The 20,037-nt window shown below is 68.6% G+C and carries 15 protein-coding genes and 1 pseudogene; 10 read left to right on the top strand and 6 right to left on the bottom strand.

Annotation, left to right across the window (positions count from 1 at the left end; translation table 11 throughout):
* A pseudogene (locus BM193_RS09635) lies at window positions 1-220 on the top strand (pyridoxal-dependent decarboxylase, exosortase A system-associated); the annotation flags it as partial.
* Window positions 217-2,280 carry an asparagine synthetase B family protein gene (locus tag BM193_RS09640; RefSeq protein ID WP_254786009.1) on the top strand — a complete coding sequence of 688 codons (2,064 nt, stop codon included), beginning with the start codon at window positions 217-219 and terminating at the stop codon, window positions 2,278-2,280. The pseudogene BM193_RS09635 and the gene BM193_RS09640, both read left to right, overlap by 4 nt.
* On the opposite strand, the gene BM193_RS09645 is transcribed toward BM193_RS09640, so the two are convergent.
* Window positions 2,189-3,145, bottom strand: a complete 957-nt coding sequence (locus BM193_RS09645; protein WP_092797527.1) for a polysaccharide deacetylase family protein — start codon at window positions 3,143-3,145, stop codon at window positions 2,189-2,191. The genes BM193_RS09640 and BM193_RS09645 overlap by 92 nt on opposite strands.
* Window positions 3,142-4,440: a putative O-glycosylation ligase, exosortase A system-associated gene (locus tag BM193_RS09650; protein WP_092798035.1), complete on the bottom strand. Its 1,299-nt coding sequence runs from the start codon at window positions 4,438-4,440 to the stop codon at window positions 3,142-3,144. Before BM193_RS09650 ends, BM193_RS09645 begins: the two co-directional genes overlap by 4 nt.
* 150 nt (window positions 4,441-4,590) lie before the next feature.
* Here BM193_RS09650 and BM193_RS09655 point away from each other — a divergent pair, with 150 nt between their 5' ends.
* The 6 genes from BM193_RS09655 to BM193_RS09680 all read left to right on the top strand — a co-directional run bounded on the left by BM193_RS09655 (window position 4,591) and on the right by BM193_RS09680 (window position 13,206).
* Complete coding sequence (locus BM193_RS09655) at window positions 4,591-6,675, top strand: glycosyltransferase (protein WP_254786011.1); 2,085 nt, start codon at window positions 4,591-4,593, stop codon at window positions 6,673-6,675.
* 15 nt (window positions 6,676-6,690) lie between these two features.
* Window positions 6,691-8,175 (top strand): oligosaccharide flippase family protein, encoded by a 1,485-nt coding sequence (locus BM193_RS09660; RefSeq protein ID WP_092797529.1) that lies wholly within the window; start codon window positions 6,691-6,693, stop codon window positions 8,173-8,175.
* Between the two features lie 42 nt (window positions 8,176-8,217).
* Window positions 8,218-9,333, top strand: a complete 1,116-nt coding sequence (locus BM193_RS09665; protein ID WP_254786013.1) for a glycosyltransferase family 4 protein — start codon at window positions 8,218-8,220, stop codon at window positions 9,331-9,333.
* Window positions 9,323-10,882 carry an MBOAT family O-acyltransferase gene (locus BM193_RS09670; RefSeq protein ID WP_092797531.1) on the top strand — a complete coding sequence of 520 codons (1,560 nt, stop codon included), beginning with the start codon at window positions 9,323-9,325 and terminating at the stop codon, window positions 10,880-10,882. Before BM193_RS09665 ends, BM193_RS09670 begins: the two co-directional genes overlap by 11 nt.
* 13 nt (window positions 10,883-10,895) lie before the next feature.
* Window positions 10,896-12,089: a hypothetical protein gene (locus BM193_RS09675; protein ID WP_092797532.1), complete on the top strand. Its 1,194-nt coding sequence runs from the start codon at window positions 10,896-10,898 to the stop codon at window positions 12,087-12,089.
* 115 nt (window positions 12,090-12,204) lie between these two features.
* Complete coding sequence (locus tag BM193_RS09680; protein ID WP_092797533.1) at window positions 12,205-13,206, top strand: 2-hydroxyacid dehydrogenase; 1,002 nt, start codon at window positions 12,205-12,207, stop codon at window positions 13,204-13,206.
* Here the strand turns inward: BM193_RS09680 and BM193_RS09685 are convergent.
* Window positions 13,199-13,558: a TfoX/Sxy family protein gene (locus BM193_RS09685; RefSeq protein ID WP_092797534.1), complete on the bottom strand. Its 360-nt coding sequence runs from the start codon at window positions 13,556-13,558 to the stop codon at window positions 13,199-13,201. The genes BM193_RS09680 and BM193_RS09685 overlap by 8 nt on opposite strands.
* A gap of 148 nt (window positions 13,559-13,706) precedes the next feature.
* Between BM193_RS09685 and BM193_RS09690 the strand changes: the two genes are divergently transcribed.
* Together BM193_RS09690 and BM193_RS09695 are read left to right on the top strand one after the other, a co-directional pair.
* Window positions 13,707-13,940, top strand: a complete 234-nt coding sequence (locus BM193_RS09690) for a hypothetical protein (RefSeq protein ID WP_092797535.1) — start codon at window positions 13,707-13,709, stop codon at window positions 13,938-13,940.
* Entirely contained in the window at window positions 13,937-14,407 is a 471-nt protein-coding gene (locus BM193_RS09695) for a MepB family protein (RefSeq protein ID WP_092797536.1), read from the top strand. The genes BM193_RS09690 and BM193_RS09695 overlap by 4 nt, the downstream gene beginning before the upstream one ends.
* 27 nt (window positions 14,408-14,434) lie before the next feature.
* On the opposite strand, the gene BM193_RS09700 is transcribed toward BM193_RS09695, so the two are convergent.
* Genes BM193_RS09700 through BM193_RS09710 form a run of 3 tightly spaced genes read right to left on the bottom strand, consistent with a single transcriptional unit; the run spans window position 14,435 to window position 20,035 of the window.
* Entirely contained in the window at window positions 14,435-16,354 is a 1,920-nt protein-coding gene (locus BM193_RS09700; RefSeq protein WP_175533221.1) for a sulfatase-like hydrolase/transferase, read from the bottom strand.
* A 40-nt stretch (window positions 16,355-16,394) separates the two neighbouring features.
* Window positions 16,395-18,824 (bottom strand): glycosyltransferase, encoded by a 2,430-nt coding sequence (locus BM193_RS09705; RefSeq protein WP_092797538.1) that lies wholly within the window; start codon window positions 18,822-18,824, stop codon window positions 16,395-16,397.
* On the bottom strand, window positions 18,821-20,035 hold the full coding sequence (locus BM193_RS09710; RefSeq protein ID WP_092797539.1) for a TIGR04063 family PEP-CTERM/XrtA system glycosyltransferase: 1,215 nt from the start codon (window positions 20,033-20,035) through the stop codon (window positions 18,821-18,823). The genes BM193_RS09705 and BM193_RS09710 overlap by 4 nt, the downstream gene beginning before the upstream one ends.
* Window positions 20,036-20,037 lie beyond the last annotated feature (2 nt).

A 20,037-nucleotide genomic window follows, 5' to 3' on the forward strand; every position in this document is an offset into this window, starting at 1 on the left:
CCCGGTCGCCATCGGCAACCGCCTGCGCGGCGGCGCGCGCGAAGTGGCGTCCGTCGTCGGGCCCCTGTGCACGCCGCTCGATTTGCTGGCCGACCAGATGGAGCTGGCGCGCGCCGAGGAGGGCGACCTGGTGGTGGTGTTCCAGTCGGGCGCCTACGGCTTGACGGCCAGCCCGACGGCGTTTCTCGGCCATCCGCTGCCGGCCGAGGTGCTCGTATGAGCGGCCTGTGCGGTTGGCTGGCGGCGGCGGGCCATCGCGCGCCCGCGCACTTCGCGCCGGACGGGGCCTCGCTGGCGCCGCTGGCCACCGGTGCGCCCGCGACGGACGATGCGCGGCCCGCTGTCGCTCCCCCCGCTGTCGCCGACGCCGCAGCCGGCGCCAGGGGCGCAGGCGGATCGGCCGCCAGCCCCGAGATCGCCCTGGCGCGCATGGCCGCGCCCCTGTCGCGCTTTGACAGCGCGCCGCTGGCCGCCTGCCTGAGCGAGGTGGGCGGCGTGGCCGTGGCCGCCATCGATGGCAGCCGCCACGTCTTCCAGCAAGATGGCTTGCAGGTGGCCATCTGGGGCCGGCCCGAACTCGATGGCTCGGCCAACGACGTGGCGCGGCGCCTGGCCTCGTTGTGGCTGAGCCGTGGCGTGGCGGCCTGCGCCTGCCTGTCGGGGCCGTTCGCGCTGGCGATACTCGATGCCTTCGCCGACTCGGCCCTGCTGGCCGTGGACCGCGCCGGCAGCCTGCCGCTCAGCTATGCCAGCAACGCCCAGGGCCTGTTCTTCGCCTCGTCGCATGACGCCTTGCTGGCGCATCCGTCCGTGCGCGGCGCGCTCGATCCGCAAGCCTTGTATCACTACCTGTACTTCCACATGGTGCCAGGCCCGGCCACGGCGTACCTGGGCCAGCAGCGCCTGCTGCCCGGCGAATACCTGCACGTGCGCGGCGGCAAGCAATGCAAAGGCAGCTACTGGCAGCTGGCGTTCCAGGAAAAGCCCCACGCGCGCAGGGCCGCCAGTTTCGCCAGCAAGCAGCGGGAATTCCTGGGCCTGTTGCGCCAGTGCGTGGAAAGCAGCCTGGGCAGCGACGCATCCGGCACGGGCGCGTTTCTCAGCGGTGGCACGGACAGTTCCACCCTGGCCGCCATCCTGGGCCAGGTGACGGGCCGCCCGGCGCGCACGTATTCCATCGGCTTTGACGTGCCCGGCTATGACGAGCTGGCGTATGCGCGCCTGGCCGCCCGCCACGCGGGCAGCATCCACCACGAGCGCTATGTGACACCAGACGACGTGCTGGCCGCCATTCCCGCCATGGCGGCCATGTTCGACCAGCCGTTCGGCAACGCCTCGGCCATTCCCGCCTTTTACTGCGCGCAGATGGCGCGCGCGCACGGCGTGGTGCGCCTGCTGGGCGGCGATGGCGGCGATGAACTGTTTGGCGGCAATGCGCGCTATGCGCACCAGGCCTTGCTGTCGCGCTATGAGCTGCTGCCGGCCATGCTGCGCCAGGCCATCATCGAGCCGCTGCTGTTCCGCCGGCAAACGGGCAAGCCGTGGCGCCTGGCAGACAAGGCGCGCCGCTACATCGAGCAAGCCAGCCTGCCGTTGCCGGCACGCCTGGACCATTACAACCTGCTGCTGCGCCATGGCCATCGCACGGTGCTGGAAGCGGGCTTCATCGAGTCCATCGATCCGGGCATGGCGCCCGGCTGCGTGAATGGCGCGTACTGGCAGCGCCAGGGACAGGGCTTGAGCCAGATCAATGAACTGCTGGCGCTCGACATGCGCTTTACGCTGGCCGACAACGATCTGGTGAAAGTGCGCAAGGCGTGCGAACTGGCGGGCGTGGAGGCGGCGTTTCCGTTCCTGCACGATGCGATGGTGGAGTTTGCCACCCGCCTGGCGCCGCGCGACAAGCTCGACGGCATGCGGCTGCGGCCCTTCTTCAAGCGGGCGCTGGCGGACGTGCTGCCGCCGGCCATCCTGCGCAAGAAAAAACATGGCTTCGGCTTGCCGTTCGGCCAGTGGCTGCATACGCACGTGCCGCTGCGCGAGTTCGCCTTTGACAACCTGACGCAGCTGCGCGGTCGCGGCATCGTGCGGCCCGCCTTCATCGATGATTTAAAAGGCCGCCTGCTGGCGGAACACCCGGCCTATCACGGCACCATGGTGTGGCTGCTGCTGATGCTGGAACAGTGGCTCAGCCAGCATCCGGCCGCGCTGGGGGCGGTCGCAAACGGTTTTGCCGCATGCGCCACAGAAACGCCAGGCGTCCTCGATCCCACGGCGTGAAGCGCGGCAGCTGCAGCAGGTCCGCCGCCGCGCCGGGACGCGCCACGCCCCAGTCCGTGGCGACGGCCGCCGTAAAACCCAGGCTGCGCACGATGTCCACGTGCGGCGCGCCATAGTCGACGCCCATCTTGCCGTTCGGATAGGCAAACAGCGCGACGGGCGCCTGGAGCGCGTCTTCCAGATGGCGCTTGCCGTTGGCGATGTCCAGCCGCGCGGCCCGCTCCGACAGGGTGGCCAGGATCGGGTGGCTGACGGTATGCGCGCCGATGCCCATGCCGGCCGCGTGCAGCTGGCGCAGTTGCGCCGTGCTGAGCATGGCGGAGGGACGCGGCCTGGCGCCCGCCTGGCGGCGGATATGCATGGCCAGCTGCTGGCGCTGGGCGAACGGCAGGTATTTGAGCTGGCCCAGCAGGGTGGCGATGGCGGCCTGGCGCCGCGCCAGGGTATCGACGTGCAGGCGCCCCAGGCCGACGGCCTGCAAGTCAAGCACGGGGCCGGACGCATGGCGCACGCCTTCGATGACGCTGTCGTTCCACATTTGCCCGCCATCGAGATACCCCGTGGCAATGAAGAAGGTGGCGTGCAGGGCGTGCTGTTGCAGCAGCGGCAAGGCCACTTGCGCATTGTCCGCATAGCCATCGTCAAAGGTGATGCACACGGCGCGCGGCGGCAGGCTGCCATCGCGCAGGCGCTGCACGGCGTGCGCCAGGGGCAGCGGCGTGTAGAAGCGCTTGAGCAGGCGCAGCTGGCGCTGGAACAGCACGGCGTCTACTTCGCCGGGAAACAGCGGGTCGGGCCGCGCCAGCACGCGGTGGTAGATCAGGATCGACAGGCTGGCCTGGCCGATCTGGCTGACCTTGCTCATGGCTGCTCCGCGATGGCGGTCTTGGCTCCGGCCTTGGCGGGACGGCGCTGCGGCGCGCGCTCCCGCAATTGCTGCTCGACCACGATGCGCGTGGCGATCAGGGCCGCCATCAGGTAATACGGCATGTCGAAATACAGCAGGCTGAGGAAGGCGCCGCCCACGGCAAAGCCGATCAGGCTGGCCTGGCTCATGGTGGCCAGGCCATGCGCCCAGCGCAGCTCGGCGTTGCCGCGCGTCAGGCGGATGATGACGGCCGCCGTATGCCAGGTGGCGATGCCCAGCGCCAGGTAGATAAGAAGGCCGACGAAGCCGTGTTCGCCCAGCGCCTGGAAATAAATGCTGTGCGCCGCGTGCACATCCAGGGGGTTGGGCGCGTAGCGGGCGAAGATCGTGGCGTCGGAAACGTCGAAGCCGCCGCCCAGGAAGCGGTCGCGCGCCAGGTTGTACGCCATGCGCCAGGCGTTCAGGCGCCCCATGGCGGAGACATCGTCCTGGTAGGTGTTGATGGTATCCATGCGCTCGGCCCAGCGTTCTGGCATGAAGGCCAGCAGCAGGGGCGAGATGGCGGCCAGCAATGCGCCCAGCACCATCTTGCGCTCGCTTTTCAGCCACATGAACAGGCCCATGGCGGCGATCGCCAGCAAGCCGCCGCGCGAATACGAGCCCAGCGCGGCCAGGGCCGACAGCAGCATCGCCGCCGACAAGCCATGGCGCAGCCAGCGCTGACGGGTTTGCTGCTGCAGGTAATACATGAGGGGAATGGTGATGATGAGGGCCAGGGCCAGCGAGTTATTGTCGCCAATGAAGGTCTCCTCCGGTCCCCAGACCCGTTCCGTGCCGCCGCTGCGGATGGTGAAGATCCCCCCCTTGATGCCGTAATAGCCGATCGAGCCCACCAGCACCCACACGAGGCGCACGATGTCGCGCCGCGTGCGTATCACCATCATCACCACAAAACTCATCAGCATGATCTTCATGACCTTGTTCCACTGCACCCACGACGGCTCGGGCAGCAAGGCGAACGGCGCCGTGACATTCATCCAGGCGACGAACAGCAATAGCAGCACGCTGACGGGCGTCAGCGGCAGGCGCTTCGGTTCGCGCGACATCAGGACGCTGAGCATGGTGGCGATGGCGATGATGAAGGCGAACGGCATGTGCGTGGCGAAGCCCCAGCCTTGCGTGTGGGGATTCATGACGCTGACCCAGACCCACATCAGGCCGCCAATGGCCGGCTCTTTCAAGATGAAAGGCAGGGAGCCGAAGATGAGGATGGTGATCAGTATGTCGCGCATGAAAGGGGGGCGCTCCGGCTTGGCGTGGATCTTGATAATGGTCAACGGGCTGGCGGGCAGGCTCAGTACACTGGATCAGCACGTTCGGCATCGGCACCTTGTCGAACGTTGACATCAGTCCGCTCATGGTAAGACCAAGGAGGCATGCGCTTGTTGACCGTTCTCATGGCGACCTACAATGGCGCCGGCACCTTGCCCCAGGTATTGCGCGCCTACATGGGCTTGCACCCGCCCAGGGGCGGCTGGCGCCTGGTGATCGCCGACAATGGCAGCAGCGACGCCACGGCGCAGGTGATCGCCGCCTTTCGCGCGCGCCTGCCCCTCAGTTACGTCCACGTGGCGCGGCGCGGGCGCAGCCCGGCCCTGAATGGCGCCGTCGAGCACGCCTTGCGCCACGCCGGCGACGGCAGCGAGCTGTTCGTCTTCGGCGACGACGACGCCATGCCGGCCCCTGACTGGCTGTGCCGCCTGCAGGACTGTGCGCGCAGCCATCCCGGCTATGCCCTGTTTGGCGGCGCCATCGTGCCCGCCTGGCGCGAACGGCCCGCCGACTGGCTGCTGCGCTTGACGCCGGTCGGCTTGACGTGGGGCATCACCAGCCCCAGCCTGCGCGACGGCCCCGTGTATCCGGGCCTCGTGTGGGGCGCCAACATGGCCATCCGCCGCCGCATCTTCGAGGCGGGCGCCCGCTATGACGAAAGCATCGGCCCGCAGGGGGCCAATTACGCCATGGGCAGCGAGACGCGGCTGAACCTGGAAATGCATGCGGCGGGCAACCCTTCGTGGTTCTGTCCGCAAGCGAAAGTGGCGCACATCATCCGCGTGCCACAGGTGCAGCGCGCCTGGATACTGCGCCGCGCCATGCTGTTTGGCCGGGGGCAATGCCGCCTGGCGCTGCCCGCGCCCAGCGTCGAGTGGCTGGGCGTGCCGCGCTGGATGCTGGGACGCTATCTGCGCGACACTGTGGGCGCCGTGCGCGCCTGGCTGCGGCGCGACCGGGCCGACCTGTTCCTGCGGCAATGGGAACGCGCCAAGCTGCGGGGCTTTTTCCATGAAGCGTGGCGCGGACGGCGCAAACGCTTGCCGCGCATAGTCATCAGCAGTTACTCGGGCGAACTGGGCGGCATGGAGCTGCGCATGGCGCAAGAGGCGACACTGCTGGCGCAATGCGGCTACGACAGCGTGCTGGCGCTGCGGCGCTTTCCCGGCTTTGCCGCCTGGGCACAGGAGTTGCGCCGGCGGCGGCTGAAGGTCCATGTCTACGAGCCGCCGCTGTTCCTCGAACACTGGCCCTGGCGGCGCTGGAATCTGTTGCGCGCCAGCTTGAGCGGCGCCTGGCGGCTGCGGCGGCTGCGCCCCGACCTCGTGCACGTGGCCTTTTGCTGGACGGCGTATGGCGCCTCGATCCTGTGGCTGGCGCGGCGCTGCCGCCTGCCTGCCGTCATCAGCGTGCACAACGCGTTTCCGCTGGAAGCGTTCAGCGGCTGGCAGCGGCCCCGGCTGCAGGAAGCGTTTCGCAGCGTAAAGGGCGTGTATGCCGTGTCGCCGTCGGCCATGCGGCATTTTCTCGCGCTGTACCGCGACATGCTGGCGCCCGCCACGCGCCTGGCCGTGATCCCGAATGGTGTCGATACGGAAACCTTTCTCGTCTCGCCCGAGCGGCGCACGCAGGCGCGCCTGCAGCTGGGACTGCCGCACGGGGCGCTGGTGATCGGCTCGGTGGCGCGGCTGTCGCCGCAAAAGCGGCCGCAAGCGCTGCTGGCCCTGTTCGCCCGCCTGGCGCCACGGTTTCCGGAACTGTATTTGGTCCTGGTGGGCACGGGACCGCTGGAAGCCATGCTGCGCCTGCAGGTGCAGCAGGCGGGACTGGCCGGGCGCGTGCTGTTCGCGGGTTTCCAGGAACGCATCGAATTGCTGATGCCGGCCTTCGACCTGCATTTGCTGCTGAGTAAAAACGAAGGCTTTGGCATCGCCACCATCGAGGCCATGGCCTGCGGCGTGCCGGCCGTGGGCACGGACGTGCCGGGCACGCACGATATCCTGCACGATAGCCAGGGCGGCTTGCTGCTGCCGCTCGGCGATGAAGGGGCGGCCTGTGGCGCCGTGGCGGACTTGCTGGCCGATGCGCCACGGCGCGCCTGCATGGGACGCCTGGCGCGCGAGGAAACCGTGCAGCGCTATTCCATGCCGCGCCTGCAGGCGCAGCTGCGCCAGTTTTACGCGGGCCTGGTGTAGGGGCGGGCGCCACGCATGAGCGCCACCCGCCACTCGTTCCTGTTTTCCTTCGCCGAAAAATACACGGTGCTGCTGCTGGGCATAGTCGCCACCATGGTGCTGTCGCGCCTGCTCACGCCGGCCGAGGTGGGCGTGTATTCGCTGGGCGCCGTGCTGGTGGCCCTGGCGCAAGTGGTGCGCGACTTTGGCGTGGGGCAATACCTGATCCAGGAAAAGCAGCTCGATCTGGTGAAACTGCGTGCCGCCCTGGCCACCAGCCTGCTCGTCGCCTGGCTGCTGGCGGCCCTCGTGCTGCTGGCCAGCGCGCCGCTCGCGCATTTCTATGGCGAACCCCGGCTGACCCTGGTGCTGCGCCTGCTGTCGGTGAATTTCCTGTTGATACCGTTCAGCGCGCTGACCTTGCCCATGCTGCGCCGGCAGCTGCGCTTTCGCGCCATCTACGCCATCAACGGGGCCAATAGCGTGGTCAACCTGCTGGTGGCCGTGACCCTGGCGCTGCTGGGCTACAGCTACCTGAGCATGGTGTGGGCGGCCGTGGCCGGTTCGTGCGCCTCGCTGCTGGTGAGCCTGCTGGTGCGTCCGAAAGAGCTGCCGTGGCTGCCGGGACGGCGCGGCATGCGCGCCATCGCCAGTTTCGGCGTGTATGCGACGGGCGGCGGACTCGTCGACGAGGCGGGCGTGGCGGCGCCGGACCTGATCATCGGCAAGCTGATCGGTATCGACAGCCTGGCCCTGTTCGGCAAGGCGCAAAGCGTCCTGAATCTGTTTAACCAGGCCATCACCAGCGCCATCTCGCCCGTGGTGTTTCCCCTGTTCGCGGCGCGCGACCGCGAGGGGGAGAGGGACGGGCAGGGCGGGGCGCTGGCCGTGTATCTGCGCACCGTCAGCTACATGACGGCACTGGCCTGGCCGTTTTTTCTCTTTCTGGCCTGCATGGCTTTGCCCTTGGTCAAGGTGTTGTATGGATCGCAATGGATGGGCTGTGTGCCCTTGATCCGCATCATGTGTTTGTCTTCGGCCGTGTATAGCATGTTCAACATGGCCCGCTACCTGCTGGTGGCGACGGGCCAGATGCGGGCGCAAGTGCGGCTCGATGCCTGGGCCGGCGTGCTGAAGGTCGCGGCATTGCTGCTGGCGGCGCCGTTCGGGCTGGTGGCCGTGGCCTGGGCCGTGGTGATCAGCAATCTCTTGCGCAGTGCAATGACGTATTGCTGCCTGCGTACGCTCAGTGGATTGCACTGGCGCATCCTGGCGCGGGCCGTGCGCAAGAGCCTGGCCCTGTGCGTGCTGGGCAGTGCGCCGCCGCTGCTGATGCTGCTGTGGCTGCCGCTGGAATTGCCGGACGCTGGCGCGCTGCTGGCGCTGGCCGGCACGGCGCTGGCCTCGCTGCTGTGCTGGATCGCCGGTATTTTGCTGTTGAAACACGAGATCGCCGCCGAGTTTTGGCTATTGCAACGCAAGCTGGCCAGCCGCTGGCTGCCCGTCAAATCGCCGCACTGATTCCCGCCGCCCTCACTGGCGCGGGGCAAGGAAAGGATGGCCATGCGTGTCGGTATTCTCTCGTATCCGATGCTGTTTCAGCGCGACGGCGGCTTGCAGATCCAGGTGCGCGAGACGCTTGCCGCGCTGAACCGCTTGCCGCCCAGCGCGGCGCGGCCTTTGGCAGTGCAGCTGGTCGACGCCAACCACGAGCGGCTGGCCGATTTCGACGTGCTGCACGTGTTTTCGGCCAGCAATGGCACCTACCGCATCCTGGAAACGGCGAGCGAACTGGGCGTGCCTGTGGTGCTGTCGCCGCTGCTGCCGCCCAGCTGGAACCGCGGCAGCGCCTGGCGCGCGCGGCTGGCCGACCGGCTGGCGGGACGGCTGACGGAATGGATGGTGCAAACGAGCTATGCGCAGACGCGGCGCGCGCTGCAGCTGGCGAACATGGTGATCGCCCTGGGCGAGGCCGAACGCGATGCCCTGGTGCACGGCTTCGGCCTGGCGGCGGAAACCATCCGGGTCTTGCCAAACGGGATCAACCCGCATTTCTTCACGGCCAATGGCGACCTGTTCCGGCGCGAGACGGGCATCGCCGGGCCGTTCGTGCTGATGGTGGGCAGCATTTCGCCTTACAAAAACCAGCTGGGACTGGCCCGGGCGCTGACGGGCGCCAATGTGCCCGTCGTGCTGATCGGCGCCGCGCCGCGCGGACAGCAGGCGTATCTGCAGCAATTGCTGGACTTGCCCCACGTGCGCTGGCTCGGCGCGCTGGATCACGCCGACCCGCTGCTGGCCAGCGCCTATCACGCGGCGGCCGTGGCGGCCTTGCCCAGCCAGGGCGAGGTGTTTCCCCTGTCCGTGCTGGAAGCGCTGGCGGCCGGCACGCCCGTCGTCATGACGGCGCAGAGCGCGCTGGACTTGCCCGATTCCGCGTTTGCCTTGCGCAAGGTGCGCTGGGACGACGGCGCCGCGCAGCGCCTGGCCATCATGGAATTGCTGGCGCTGGCCCCGGAACGCGACCGCGTGCAAGCCCTGGTGGAACGGTTTACGTGGGAACGGGTGGCGGCGCGGATCGCCGATTGTTATTTCCAGCTGCATGCCGGCACGGCCGTCAGCGGCACCAGCAGCACCAGCACGACCATGTTGCCAACAAGGAGGAGCCATGCTGTTTAATTCGTTTGCTTTCCTGTGTGCCTTTCTGCCCATCGTGCTGGCAGGCTATTTCCTGCTGGACCGGCTGGCGCCCGCCGGCGCGCGGCCCGGCGCCGCGTGGCAGCGCCTGGCGCCCGCCGTCTGGCTGGCCGGCGCCTCGCTGTTCTTCTACGCCTGGTGGGATGTGCGCTATCTGCCGCTGCTGCTGGCCTCGATCTGCGTCAATTACGCGGCCGGGCGCATGATGGGGACGCGCGCGGGCGCGGCCCGCAAGCGCGTGCTGGTGGCGGCCCTGGCGCTCAACCTGGGCTTGCTCGCCTATTACAAGTACGCCAACTTCTTCATCGACAGTGTCAATGCCGTGGCCGTCAGTGCTGGCGCTGCCAGCCCGCCGTGGCATGGCCTCGACATCATCTTGCCGATTGGCATCTCGTTCTTTACCTTTACCCAGATCGCCTTTCTCGTCGATTGCTACCGGGGCGAGGTGCGCGAGTACCGCTTCATCCATTACGTGCTGTTCGTCAGCTATTTCCCGCACCTGATCGCCGGGCCCGTGCTGCACCACCGCGAAATGATGCCGCAATTCGCCGACCCCGCCAACGCCCACCCGCGCGCGGCCAACTTCGCCATCGGCATGTCGATCTTCACGATCGGCCTGGCGAAAAAAGTGCTGATCGCCGACAACCTCTCGCCGCTGGCCATTCCCATCTTCGCGGCCGGCGCCGAACCCACCCTGATCGAGGCGTGGATCGGCGTGCTGGCCTACACTTTCCAGCTGTACTTCGACTTTTCCGGCTATTCCGACATGGCCATCGGCCTGTCGCGCCTGTTCGGCGTGAAACTGCCGCTGAACTTCAATTCCCCGTACAAGGCGGCCAACATCACGGAATTCTGGCGCCGCTGGCACATGACCCTGTCGCGCTTCCTGCGCGACTATCTATACATCGCCATGGGCGGCAGCCGCCGTGGCGAAGCCATCCGCTACCGCAACCTGATGCTGACCATGCTGCTGGGCGGCCTGTGGCATGGCGCCGGCTGGACCTTCGTCATCTGGGGCGGCTTGCACGGCCTGTTCCTCGTGGTGCAGCAGGCGTGGCGCAAGGCCTTCGGCGCGGCAACGGGACGCTGGTGGCCGGCCGCGCTGACCTTTTTTGCCGTCATGCTGGCGTGGATCTTTTTCCGTTCGCCCGACGTGGGCACGGCCTGGGACATCCTCGGCGCGCTGGTGGGGGCGAATGGCGTGAGCCTGCCGCGCGGCCTGGCCAGCCATGCGGCCGCCCTGGCGCAGTGGGGCATGCAGCCCGCGTTCGACGGCATCCGCTGGATCGAACTGGTGGGGCCTGGCTTGCCGGTGCTGCTGGTGGCCATGGTGCTGGCCTTCAAGGCGCCGAATACGCAGGAAATATTCTTTCTCTACGAGCCCGCGATTGAAAGAATATTCCAGCCCGAAGGACGCTGGCGCTTCAACTGGCGCCCCACGCGCGGCTGGAGCCTGGGTTTTGCCGCACTGTTTATCGCCTGCATCTTCGGCATGAACCGGGTCACCGAATTCCTCTACTTCCAATTCTGAGCAGGAACACGCCATGGACACTTCCGCCCGCCGCTATCTTGCCTGGTTCTTCGCCTGCGCCTTTGTCGTGTTGGCCTCCGTCTCGGCCCTGAACTACCGGGTCGACCCGTATCTGCTGCACCAGTGGGACAGCCCGCTGCTGCAGCGCCCCCGCCCGACGAATGAAAAACTCAGCGCCTGGGGCAAGACCTACGCCGTGGCGCGCTACCGGCCGTCCATCATCTACATCGGCAACTCGCGCACGGAAATGGGCTTGCCGACGAAGGCGCAGGAAACCTTCCCCGATAAAAGCGTGTTCAACAGCGCCGTCTCCGGCGCTTCGCTGGGCGACGCCATCCGCCTGGCCGAGCATGCCGTCAAGGTCAGCCGCATCGAGACCATGATCTGGGGCGTCGATGCGCCCACCTTTTCCCTGGACCTGGGCTCGGCCCGCGTGGAGGATGGCTTGACGGGCGCCGAGCACGGCTTTTTCGCCCAGCGCGCCTTGCTGAACCTGAAGCGGGGCCTGACGGTGGACATGACGCACGACAGCCTGCGCATCCTGACGGGCGACTTTGGCGACGTCTGCCTGTCCAGCCTGGCACTGTATGGCCAGCGCGACCAGACCTGCGTCATCAGCCGCATGAAGGGCTGGGGCGGGGCGGCGCAGGCGATCCCGCTGCGCCTGCAGGAATTCGGCGAGGGCGAAGGGCCGACGCCGCCGTCCACGCCCGCGCTCGACGCCAGCATCGGCAAGCTGTGCAAGGGCAGCATGCGCCTGCGCATGTACATCAATCCCACGCACGCGCTGACGATGGACGTGCTGCACTGGCGCGGCAAGTGGGATGCCATGCAAGCGTGGCAGCGGGGCCTGGCGCAGATGGTCGAGCGCCACCGCAACGCCGGCTGCGACGTGCGCCTGTATGATTTTTCCGGCTTTAACAGCGTCACCACGGACCCGATCCCGCTGGCCAGCGGCAAGCCCGAGATGCATTATTACTGGGAAGTGTCGCATTACCGGGACAACGTGGGGCGCCTGATCCTGGCGCGCCTGTTTGGCGGCGACACGCCCGTGCCGGGCGACTTCGGCGTCGAACTGACGCCGGCCACGGTGGCCGCGCACCAGGCGGCCATGCGCGCCGCGCGCGACCGCTATCACGTGGAGCACGCGCAGGAGACGGCGTATGTGCAAAAAATCCTGAATGGCCCGCGCATCAAGCATTTTTGATGCGCTTGCTTGACCCAGGGGGGCGCAGGCGGACGCGGGCGAAGGGGCGCGTGCGTTATGATGGCGTTTTGCCATCCGGCATTGTTTTTCGCCGCATCACTTGACAGGACGCCCCATGAAAATCGCCTTCTTCGCCAGCCAGCCCTACGATCGCCGCTTCTTCGATGAAGCGCTGCCGTCCCAGCCGGACGCGGCCGGCATCGAACTGGTGTACCACAGCGCCTTGCTGAGCCAGGAAACCGTGGTCCTGGCGCAAGGCGCCGAGGCCGTCTGCGTCTTCGTCAACGACGTGCTCGATGCGCCCGTGCTCGAAGCGCTGCACGGCTACGGCGTGCGCGCCATCCTGCTGCGCTGTGCCGGCTACAACAACCTCGACCTGGAAACGGCGAAACGCCTGGGCCTGTTCGTCGCCCGCGTGCCCGCGTATTCGCCGGAAGCCGTGGCCGAATACACCTTGGCCCTCGTGCAGACGCTGAACCGCCACACGCACCGCGCCTACGCCCGCGTGCGCGAAGGCAATTTTTCATTGGACGGCCTGCTCGGCGCCACCTTGCACGGCAAGACCGTGGGCATCGTCGGCACGGGCAAGATCGGCCTGGCCACGGCGCGCATTTTCAAGGGCTTCGGCTGCACCGTGCTGGGCCACGACCCGTATCCGGCGCCCGCGTTCGCCGAACTGGGCACCATGGTGGAGCTGCCGCGGCTGCTGGCCGAGTCCGACATCGTCTCGCTGCATTGCCCGCTGATGGACAGCACGCGCCACATGATCAGCGAGCAGACCTTGCCGCTGATGAAGCGGGGCGCCATGCTGGTGAATACCTCGCGTGGCGGCCTGATCGACACGGGCGCCGTCATCGAGGCGCTGAAATCGCGCCAGCTCGGTTCGCTCGCCATCGACGTGTACGAGCAGGAAAGCAATCTGTTCTTCCAGGACCGCTCGTCCGACATCATCGACGACGACATCTTCCAGCGCCTGATGACGTTCCCCAACGTGCTGGTGACGGGACACCAGGGTTTCTTTACCATCGAGGCGCTGCGCGAAATCGCCGCCATCACGTATCACAACCTGGCGTGCTTCCGCCAGGGCAAGGCGTGCGGCAACATCGTGCTCAGCTGACCTGGCCCGCTTTCCGCTTCGGCGGCGCCTTGGGTTTCGGCAATGGCAGGGCATCGGCCGTGCGCCGCGCCAGTTCGCTCAGCCAGTCGCGCTCGTCCCACAGGCCGCCGTCGATGAGGAAATACGGCTTGGCCTGCGGATAGGGCGGCGCTTCCTGCGGCGCGCCCTGCGCGCTGATCCACTCGCGCCCCGCCTGTGTCGGCTTGATGAACAGCTGGTCGTCGGCGACGATGGCGAACATCTTGCCGTCGCAATACAGGCCATACTCGCCAAACATTTTTTTGGCGCTGACGCCGCCCGCGCCGGCCAGTTGGTCGAGCAGGTAATCCACCGTGCCTTGCTGTGATGCCATGCCTGTCTCCCTTGCCGGTCTTTATGCCAGACGCCAGTGTAGCGCACGCCGTTGCCGGCGGTGCCACCTTGTTGACGCCATGCCGGGCGTCAAAACCCAACAAGGGGTAAACTGCGCGCATTGATTATTTTGCATGCACACTTTCCCCATGACTCCCCACACCCTGACGCACCGTGGCATCACCATCGCCACCCTGGCCCCCAGCCAGGACGTGGCCCGGCATTGCGCGCCCGGCCACACGGCCATCCGCGAACAAAGCGACGGCTGGTGGCTGTATTTTGTCGATATCGATGGCAGCGTCGATGGCTACGACAGCCCGTTTGCCAGCCACGCGGAAGCCTTGTGGGCGGCCAAGGCGGCGGCCGAGTTCAGCGCGGAATGAAGGCCGGTCCCTGGGCGCGCCTGGGCTTGCCGCAAGCGCCCGTGCCCGAGGCGGAAGGCGCGCAGTACGGCGCCTGCCGCGCCGAGCTGCACGGCCTGCGCCTGGTCTTGCGCGTGGCCAAGACCACGCCGGCGAAAACGGGCCAGTTCTTCACGCTCTGGCAACGCCGCCATCGCGACGCGGACATCGCCCCGCTGGACGAGGCCGACCCCGTCGATGCCGTCATCGTCGCCGTGGACGACGGCGGCATCCGGCATGGCCTGTTCATCTTCCCGCGCGCCGTGCTGCTGCGGCGCGGCGTGTTGTCACGCGCCGGCCAGGGCGGCAAGCGCGCGCTGCGCGTGTATCCGCCGTGGTGCGCGCCCGCAGCCGCCCAGGCGCAGCGCACGCAGCGCTGGCAGGCGGCGTGTTTCGTGGCCGATGGCGATCAGGCGGGGCTGGCGGGCTTGCTGGACGGCGCGGCTTGAAAAGCCTGCCGGCAGCCGTCAGCCTGGTCACGGATTCATGCGCCGCGCCGCCCGCAACTCGCGTTCCGCCGCCAGCAGCGTGCCGACGATCAGCCGTTCCACCTCCGCCCCGCCCGGTGCGTGCGGCGTGGGCGCGAAGACGGCCGCCAGCGCCGGGTCGCTGCCCGTGGCGGCGAAGGCGCCATCCTTGCCCAGGGTCAGATACATGGTGCCGGCTGGCGTGACGGCGGCCCATTGCACGGGCGTCTTGCCATGGTTTTGCTTGGCCACCAGCGCGACTTTCGGCGCCTGCTCGCCCAGCAAGGAGCGTCCCATGCTCGACAGGCGGTGCTCGAAGCCCAGCATGTCGAAGATGGTGGGGAAAATGTCGGCGTGCGACGACAGTGCGGCCGATGCGCCGGTGGCGCCGGCCAGCGTGGCGGGCGCGCAGATGGCCAGCGGCGTGCGGATCTGCGGCGCGTCCAGGGTCGAGGCGTGGCCCAGGCGGCCCGTCTCGAACATCTCTTCGCCGTGGTCGCCCGTGATGACGACGATGGTGGCGTCCAGGTCGATCTGGCGCAGCAGGGCCTTGAGCCAGGCATCGAGTTCGCCCAGCGTATTGCGGTAGCGGTTGACGATGGCATGGCGGTTCAGCGCCAGGTTGGTGCTCTGGAAGTTGAACTGGGGCGGCGTTTCCGGCCGGTGCGCCGCGTAGTCCGGCGCGTGCAGATAGGGATAGTGGGTGGCGTAGTAATGCGCGTGGATGAAGGCCGGCCCCGGATGGCGCAGGCGCGCGGCGATGGTGGCGATGTTGTCCCAGTCCTGCTGGTTGACGACTTCGGCCTGGTTGAAGCTGGCCAGGTAGCGGGGAATGGTGTTTTGCTGCGTCAGGTCGCTGACGACGCGTCCCGTGCTGTAGCCCAGCTTGCCGAGTGCCTGGATGTACGGCGACTGGCGCACCACGGACGCATGCTGGCGGTAGCCGGCAAAGAAGATGTTCGGATCGCCGTACAGCAGGCTCAATATGCCCAGTTCCGTCTGGTTCGCACCCGAATAATGGTTCGTGCCGATATGGCAGCGCTGCGCCAGCGAGGAAAAATACGGCATGGTGCGCTGGTCGGACAGGGCCATGTTCCAGCTCTCGATGGTGAGAAACAGGATGTCGGGCCGCCTGGCCGGCGCGGGCTGGCGGGCCAGCCTGGCCGGCACGGCGCGCGGCAGCGGTGTCGCCTGGCCGCGCGCGGCGCCCAGGCGCACGTTGAAGTGCACCCAGGTGTCGGGCAGGCGCGCCTTGCGCAGCCAGTGGTCGGCCGCCGAGATGTAGTAGGGATTGGCGCTGGCGGCGACGTCCCACACGGTGCGCGCGTATTCGCCGCCGCGGCGCAGCATGGTGTACGACTGTGCCGCCAGCACGAGCAGCAGCAGCGTGGCGAAGGCGTGGCGCCAGGCGCTGGCGCGGCGCAGCCAGCCCAGCGCCCGGTGCGATCGCGCATGGCGGCGCAGCTGGCGGTGCAGGGAATAGATCACGCACACGGCGGCGATATGCGCGCAGGCGACGCGCACAAAGCGCCAGATGTCGTGCGGCTGGATGCCGAAATGGTGCTGCCAGTTCTGCGTCAGGAACAGCTGCAGGTCGCCCAGGGTCACGTGCGATTTCGACATCGCGTACCAGCCGATATCCGCCTCCAGCGCGATCAGCGACAGTGCCGCGTACACGGCGATCAGCACGTCGCCCCAGCGCCGGTGCAGCGCGCCCAGCAGCAGCCCGACGAGCGCGAACAGCAGGCTGCTGCACAGGGTGCAGGCCAGCAGCAGCGCCAGGTCCGGCAGCGTGGGCTGCGCGATGCCGAACGGGCCGTGCGACTGGAACAGGGGCCAGTACAGCCAGCGCAAGACCAGGTTCAGGGCCAGCCAGAGAGTCAGTCCCAGCACGAGGAACTGGTTCGAACGGATGCGATGGCGATCCATGGCTGCTACCTCCGGCTGGGAATGCTGCATTGGGATGGATTCACGCCACCCGGCTCACCACATAGCGGTACTTGCCCGACGCTTCGGCCGCGATCTCGTCGACTTCCTCGATGGCGATGTCCACTTGCCCGCCCAGCCTGGCCCGGAAACCGGCCACGATGGCGGCGCGCGTGGTCTCGTCCAGGCGCGGCTGGCAGACGAGCAGCACGCGCGTGCGCTGCAGGCTTTCCTGGATGATCTTGAAGCCGCGCACCTGCGGCAGTTCGCGCACGATGTAGACGAGGGCCAGGCCGTGCATGACGGTGCCATCCTGCGCCGTGACGAAATCCGTGCTGCGCCCCTCGATGCTTTGCAGCAGCGGCAAGCCGCGCCCGCAGGCGCACGGCTGCGTGCCCAGCGCGCCCACGTCGCCCGTCGCATAGCGGATGAACGGGTAGTCCTGCGTCGCCAGGTGGGTGACGACGATCTGCCCCGATGCGCCGGCGGGCAGGGCGCGGCCTTGCGCATCGACAATTTCAACGAGTATGTCTTCGGCCGTGATGTGCATGCCGCCGTCCGGGCATTCGTGGGCGATGAAGCCCGCGTCGCGCCCGCCGTAGCCGTTCGCCACGGGGCAGCCGAAGGCGGCGGCGATCTGCGCGCGCTGCTCGTCGTACAGGCGCTCGGCCGTCACGAACGCCACTTTCACCCCCAGGCCGTCGAGCGGCAAGTCGTGCGCGCCGGCGTGGCTGGCGATGCGGCACAGGGCCGATGGGTAGCCGAACAGCATGCGCGGACGCCAGCGGCGCAGCCGCTCGACGTAGCCGTCCAGGCGCGCGGGCGACATGGCAAACGCGGGCAGCAGGGTGGTGCGCAGCAGGGCGTCGCGCAGGCGGCGCACCCGGTCCTGCGCGTGCAGTTCGATGGGCGAGCCCCATAGCACGGCTTCGCGGTCGCCGATATCCACGCCCCACCAGCGCGTGGCGCGCCATTTGGCGGCGATGTCGTGGCTGATGCGGCGGCGTCCGAGGAAGAACAGCAGCGGCTCGCCGCTGGAGCCGCCCGTGGCGAATGGCCGCAAGCCCACGGCGCGCGCGGACTTGAAGTGGTCGCGCGCGGCGGCGATGTCGGCCTTGCGCAGCAGCGGCAGACGGGCCAGGTCCGCCAGCTGGCGCACCTGGCCGGGATCGAAGCCGATGCGGGCGAACAGCGCGCGGTAGTACGGCACGTGCTCGCCCGCATGGCGCAGCAGCTCGCGCAGGCGCGCCAGCTGCCACTGCTGCAGCTGCTGCGCGCTCCACCACTGCGAGCGCTCCATCTGCCGCAGCAGCGGCGCGCTGTCGTGGCCCTTGATCCGCTCGTGCAGGGGGAACAGCCAGCGGGCGACGCAGCGCGTGTAGGCACCGGGGCGCGGCGCGGCGCGGATGCGGCGGTAATGCGTGGCCAGGCGCGGCGCGATGCGCTCCCAGGCGAAGCTGGCCGCGTGCGCCAGGCCCGCGTCGGCCAGCCGGCGCGCGCGCGCTGGCTCGCGCAGCAGGGCCAGGATGGCCTGCGCCATGGCGGGCGCATCGCCGGGCGGCACCAGCAGCGCCGTCTTGTCGTGTTCCAGCAAGGCGGGGATGCCGCCCACGCTGGTGCTGACGACGGGCACGCCGCAGGCCAGCGCCTCGAGCACGGAGATCGGCATGTTGTCGGCCAGGCTGGGATTGAGGACGATATCGCTGGCATGGTACAGGGCCGGCATGGCGGCGTTGTCGACATGGCCGGCGAACGCCACGCCATCGGCCACGCCCAGCGCGGCGGCCAGCCGCTCCAGCGCGGCGCGCTGCGGGCCGCCGCCGGCCAGTACCAGGCGCGCGGCGGGATACGCTGCCCGTACGATGGCAAACGCGCGCACGGCGCTGGCGTTGTCGTACAGCGCCTCCAGGTGGCGTGGCACGAGGATGCACGGGGCGGCCGGGGTGCGCGGCGCGTCAGGCGTGAAGCGCCGCAGGTCCAGCACATTCGGCACGATGTGCGCCGTATGGCCGTGGGCTTCGAAGACGCCGGCCAGGTATGCCGAGGGCACGACGATGGCGCTGGCGCGGCGCAGGCTTATTGAGACGAGGCGCGGCCAGCGGGCCAGGAAGGCGGCCGCCTCGCCGCCCCGGTAATTGAGCAGGGCCGGCTTGCCCTTCATGCTGGCGATCCACAGCGCGGGCGCGGCCTGCAAGTGCCAGGACCAGCCGGAATTGGCCATGATGTGGAACAGGTCGACCGTATTGGCCGCGCGCCACAGCCGCCACAGGTGGATCGGCAGGCGCAGCGCGGCGCGCAGGTAGCGCACGCGCCCCAGCCAGGGCGGCAAAGCCGGCCCGTTGACGGCCAGCAGCTGCACTTGCGCGCCATCGGCACGCAGCAGCGCCGCCAGCTGCGCCGTCTGGTTCGCCATGCCGCCGGCCGGCGGCGGCAGCGGGCCGACGAGCGCGATGCGCAAGCCCGTCAGCATCATGGCGGGGTTCCCGCGGCATCGGTCAGGCGCGCATACACGGGCGCATAGCGGCCCACGCTGGCGTCCCAGGTGCGCTGTGCGCCGACAAAACTGCGCGCCCGGCTGCGCAGCGCCGGCCAGGCCGACGTCTCCCGCAGCAAGGTCGATACGGCATGCGCCAGCGCGTCGGCGTCGCCGGCGCGAAACAGCACGCCGGTGCGGCCATGCTCGATCAGTTCACGGTGGCCGCCCACGTCGGAAGCGACCACGAGACGGCCCTGCGCCATCGCCTCGAGCGGTTTCAGGGGCGTCACCAGCTCCGTCAGGCGCATGGCCAGGCGCGGATACACGCAGATGTCGAGCAGCTGATAATACGCGGCCACCTGCGCATGCGGCACCCTGCCGGCAAACACCACGGCATGCCGGATACCCAGCGCGGCCGCCAGCGCGATCAGCTCTTGCTCCTGCGGCCCGCCGCCGGCCAGCAGCAGCCGCAGCGCCGGCTGCGCCGCCAGCATGCGTGGCATGGCGCGCAGCAGCAGGGCCAGGCCTTCATACGCATAGAAGGAGCCGATGAAGCCGATGACAGGATGGCCTTCGAGGTCCAGGCTGCGGGCCAGCGCGGGATCGGGGGCGGCGTCAAACGCGGCGGCGTCGACGGCGTTCGGGATCACCGTGATCTTATCGGCCGGCACGCCGCGCGCGCACAGCTCGCGCCGCAAGCCTTCGCATATCGTGGTGACGGCGTCGGCGCGGCGCAGCGCGTAGGTTTCCAGCGCGCGCGTGAGCCGGTAGCGCAGCCCGCCGGGCGGGCTGCTGCCATGGTCGGCGGCCGCGTCTTCCCAGAACGCGCGCACCTCGTACACGACAGGAATGCCCAGCGCGCGGCCCGCGTTGAGGGCGGCCAGGGCGTTGAGCACGGGCGAGTGCGCATGCAGGATATCGGGTTGCACGCGCTGCGCCAGCCGGCGCAGGCGCACGGCCAGTCCCGTGATCACGGCCAGCTGGCGCAGCACGGGCAGGCGCGCCCACCAGCGCGCACTGGGCGCCGTGCGGTAAAAATGCCAGCCGTCGACCAGCTGCTGCGGCGCGCCGGCGGGCCCCTGCTTGGCACTGGTCAGCTGCATGGTCTGCCAGCCCAGCGCGCGCTGCTGGCGCAAGATGGCCAGGGTGCGGAAGGTGTAGCCGCTGTGCAGGGGCAGCGAGTGGTCGAGGATGTGCAGGATGCGCATGG

Source organism: Janthinobacterium sp. 344 (assembly GCF_900112025.1).
In the GTDB taxonomy this organism is placed as follows: domain Bacteria; phylum Pseudomonadota; class Gammaproteobacteria; order Burkholderiales; family Burkholderiaceae_D; genus Janthinobacterium.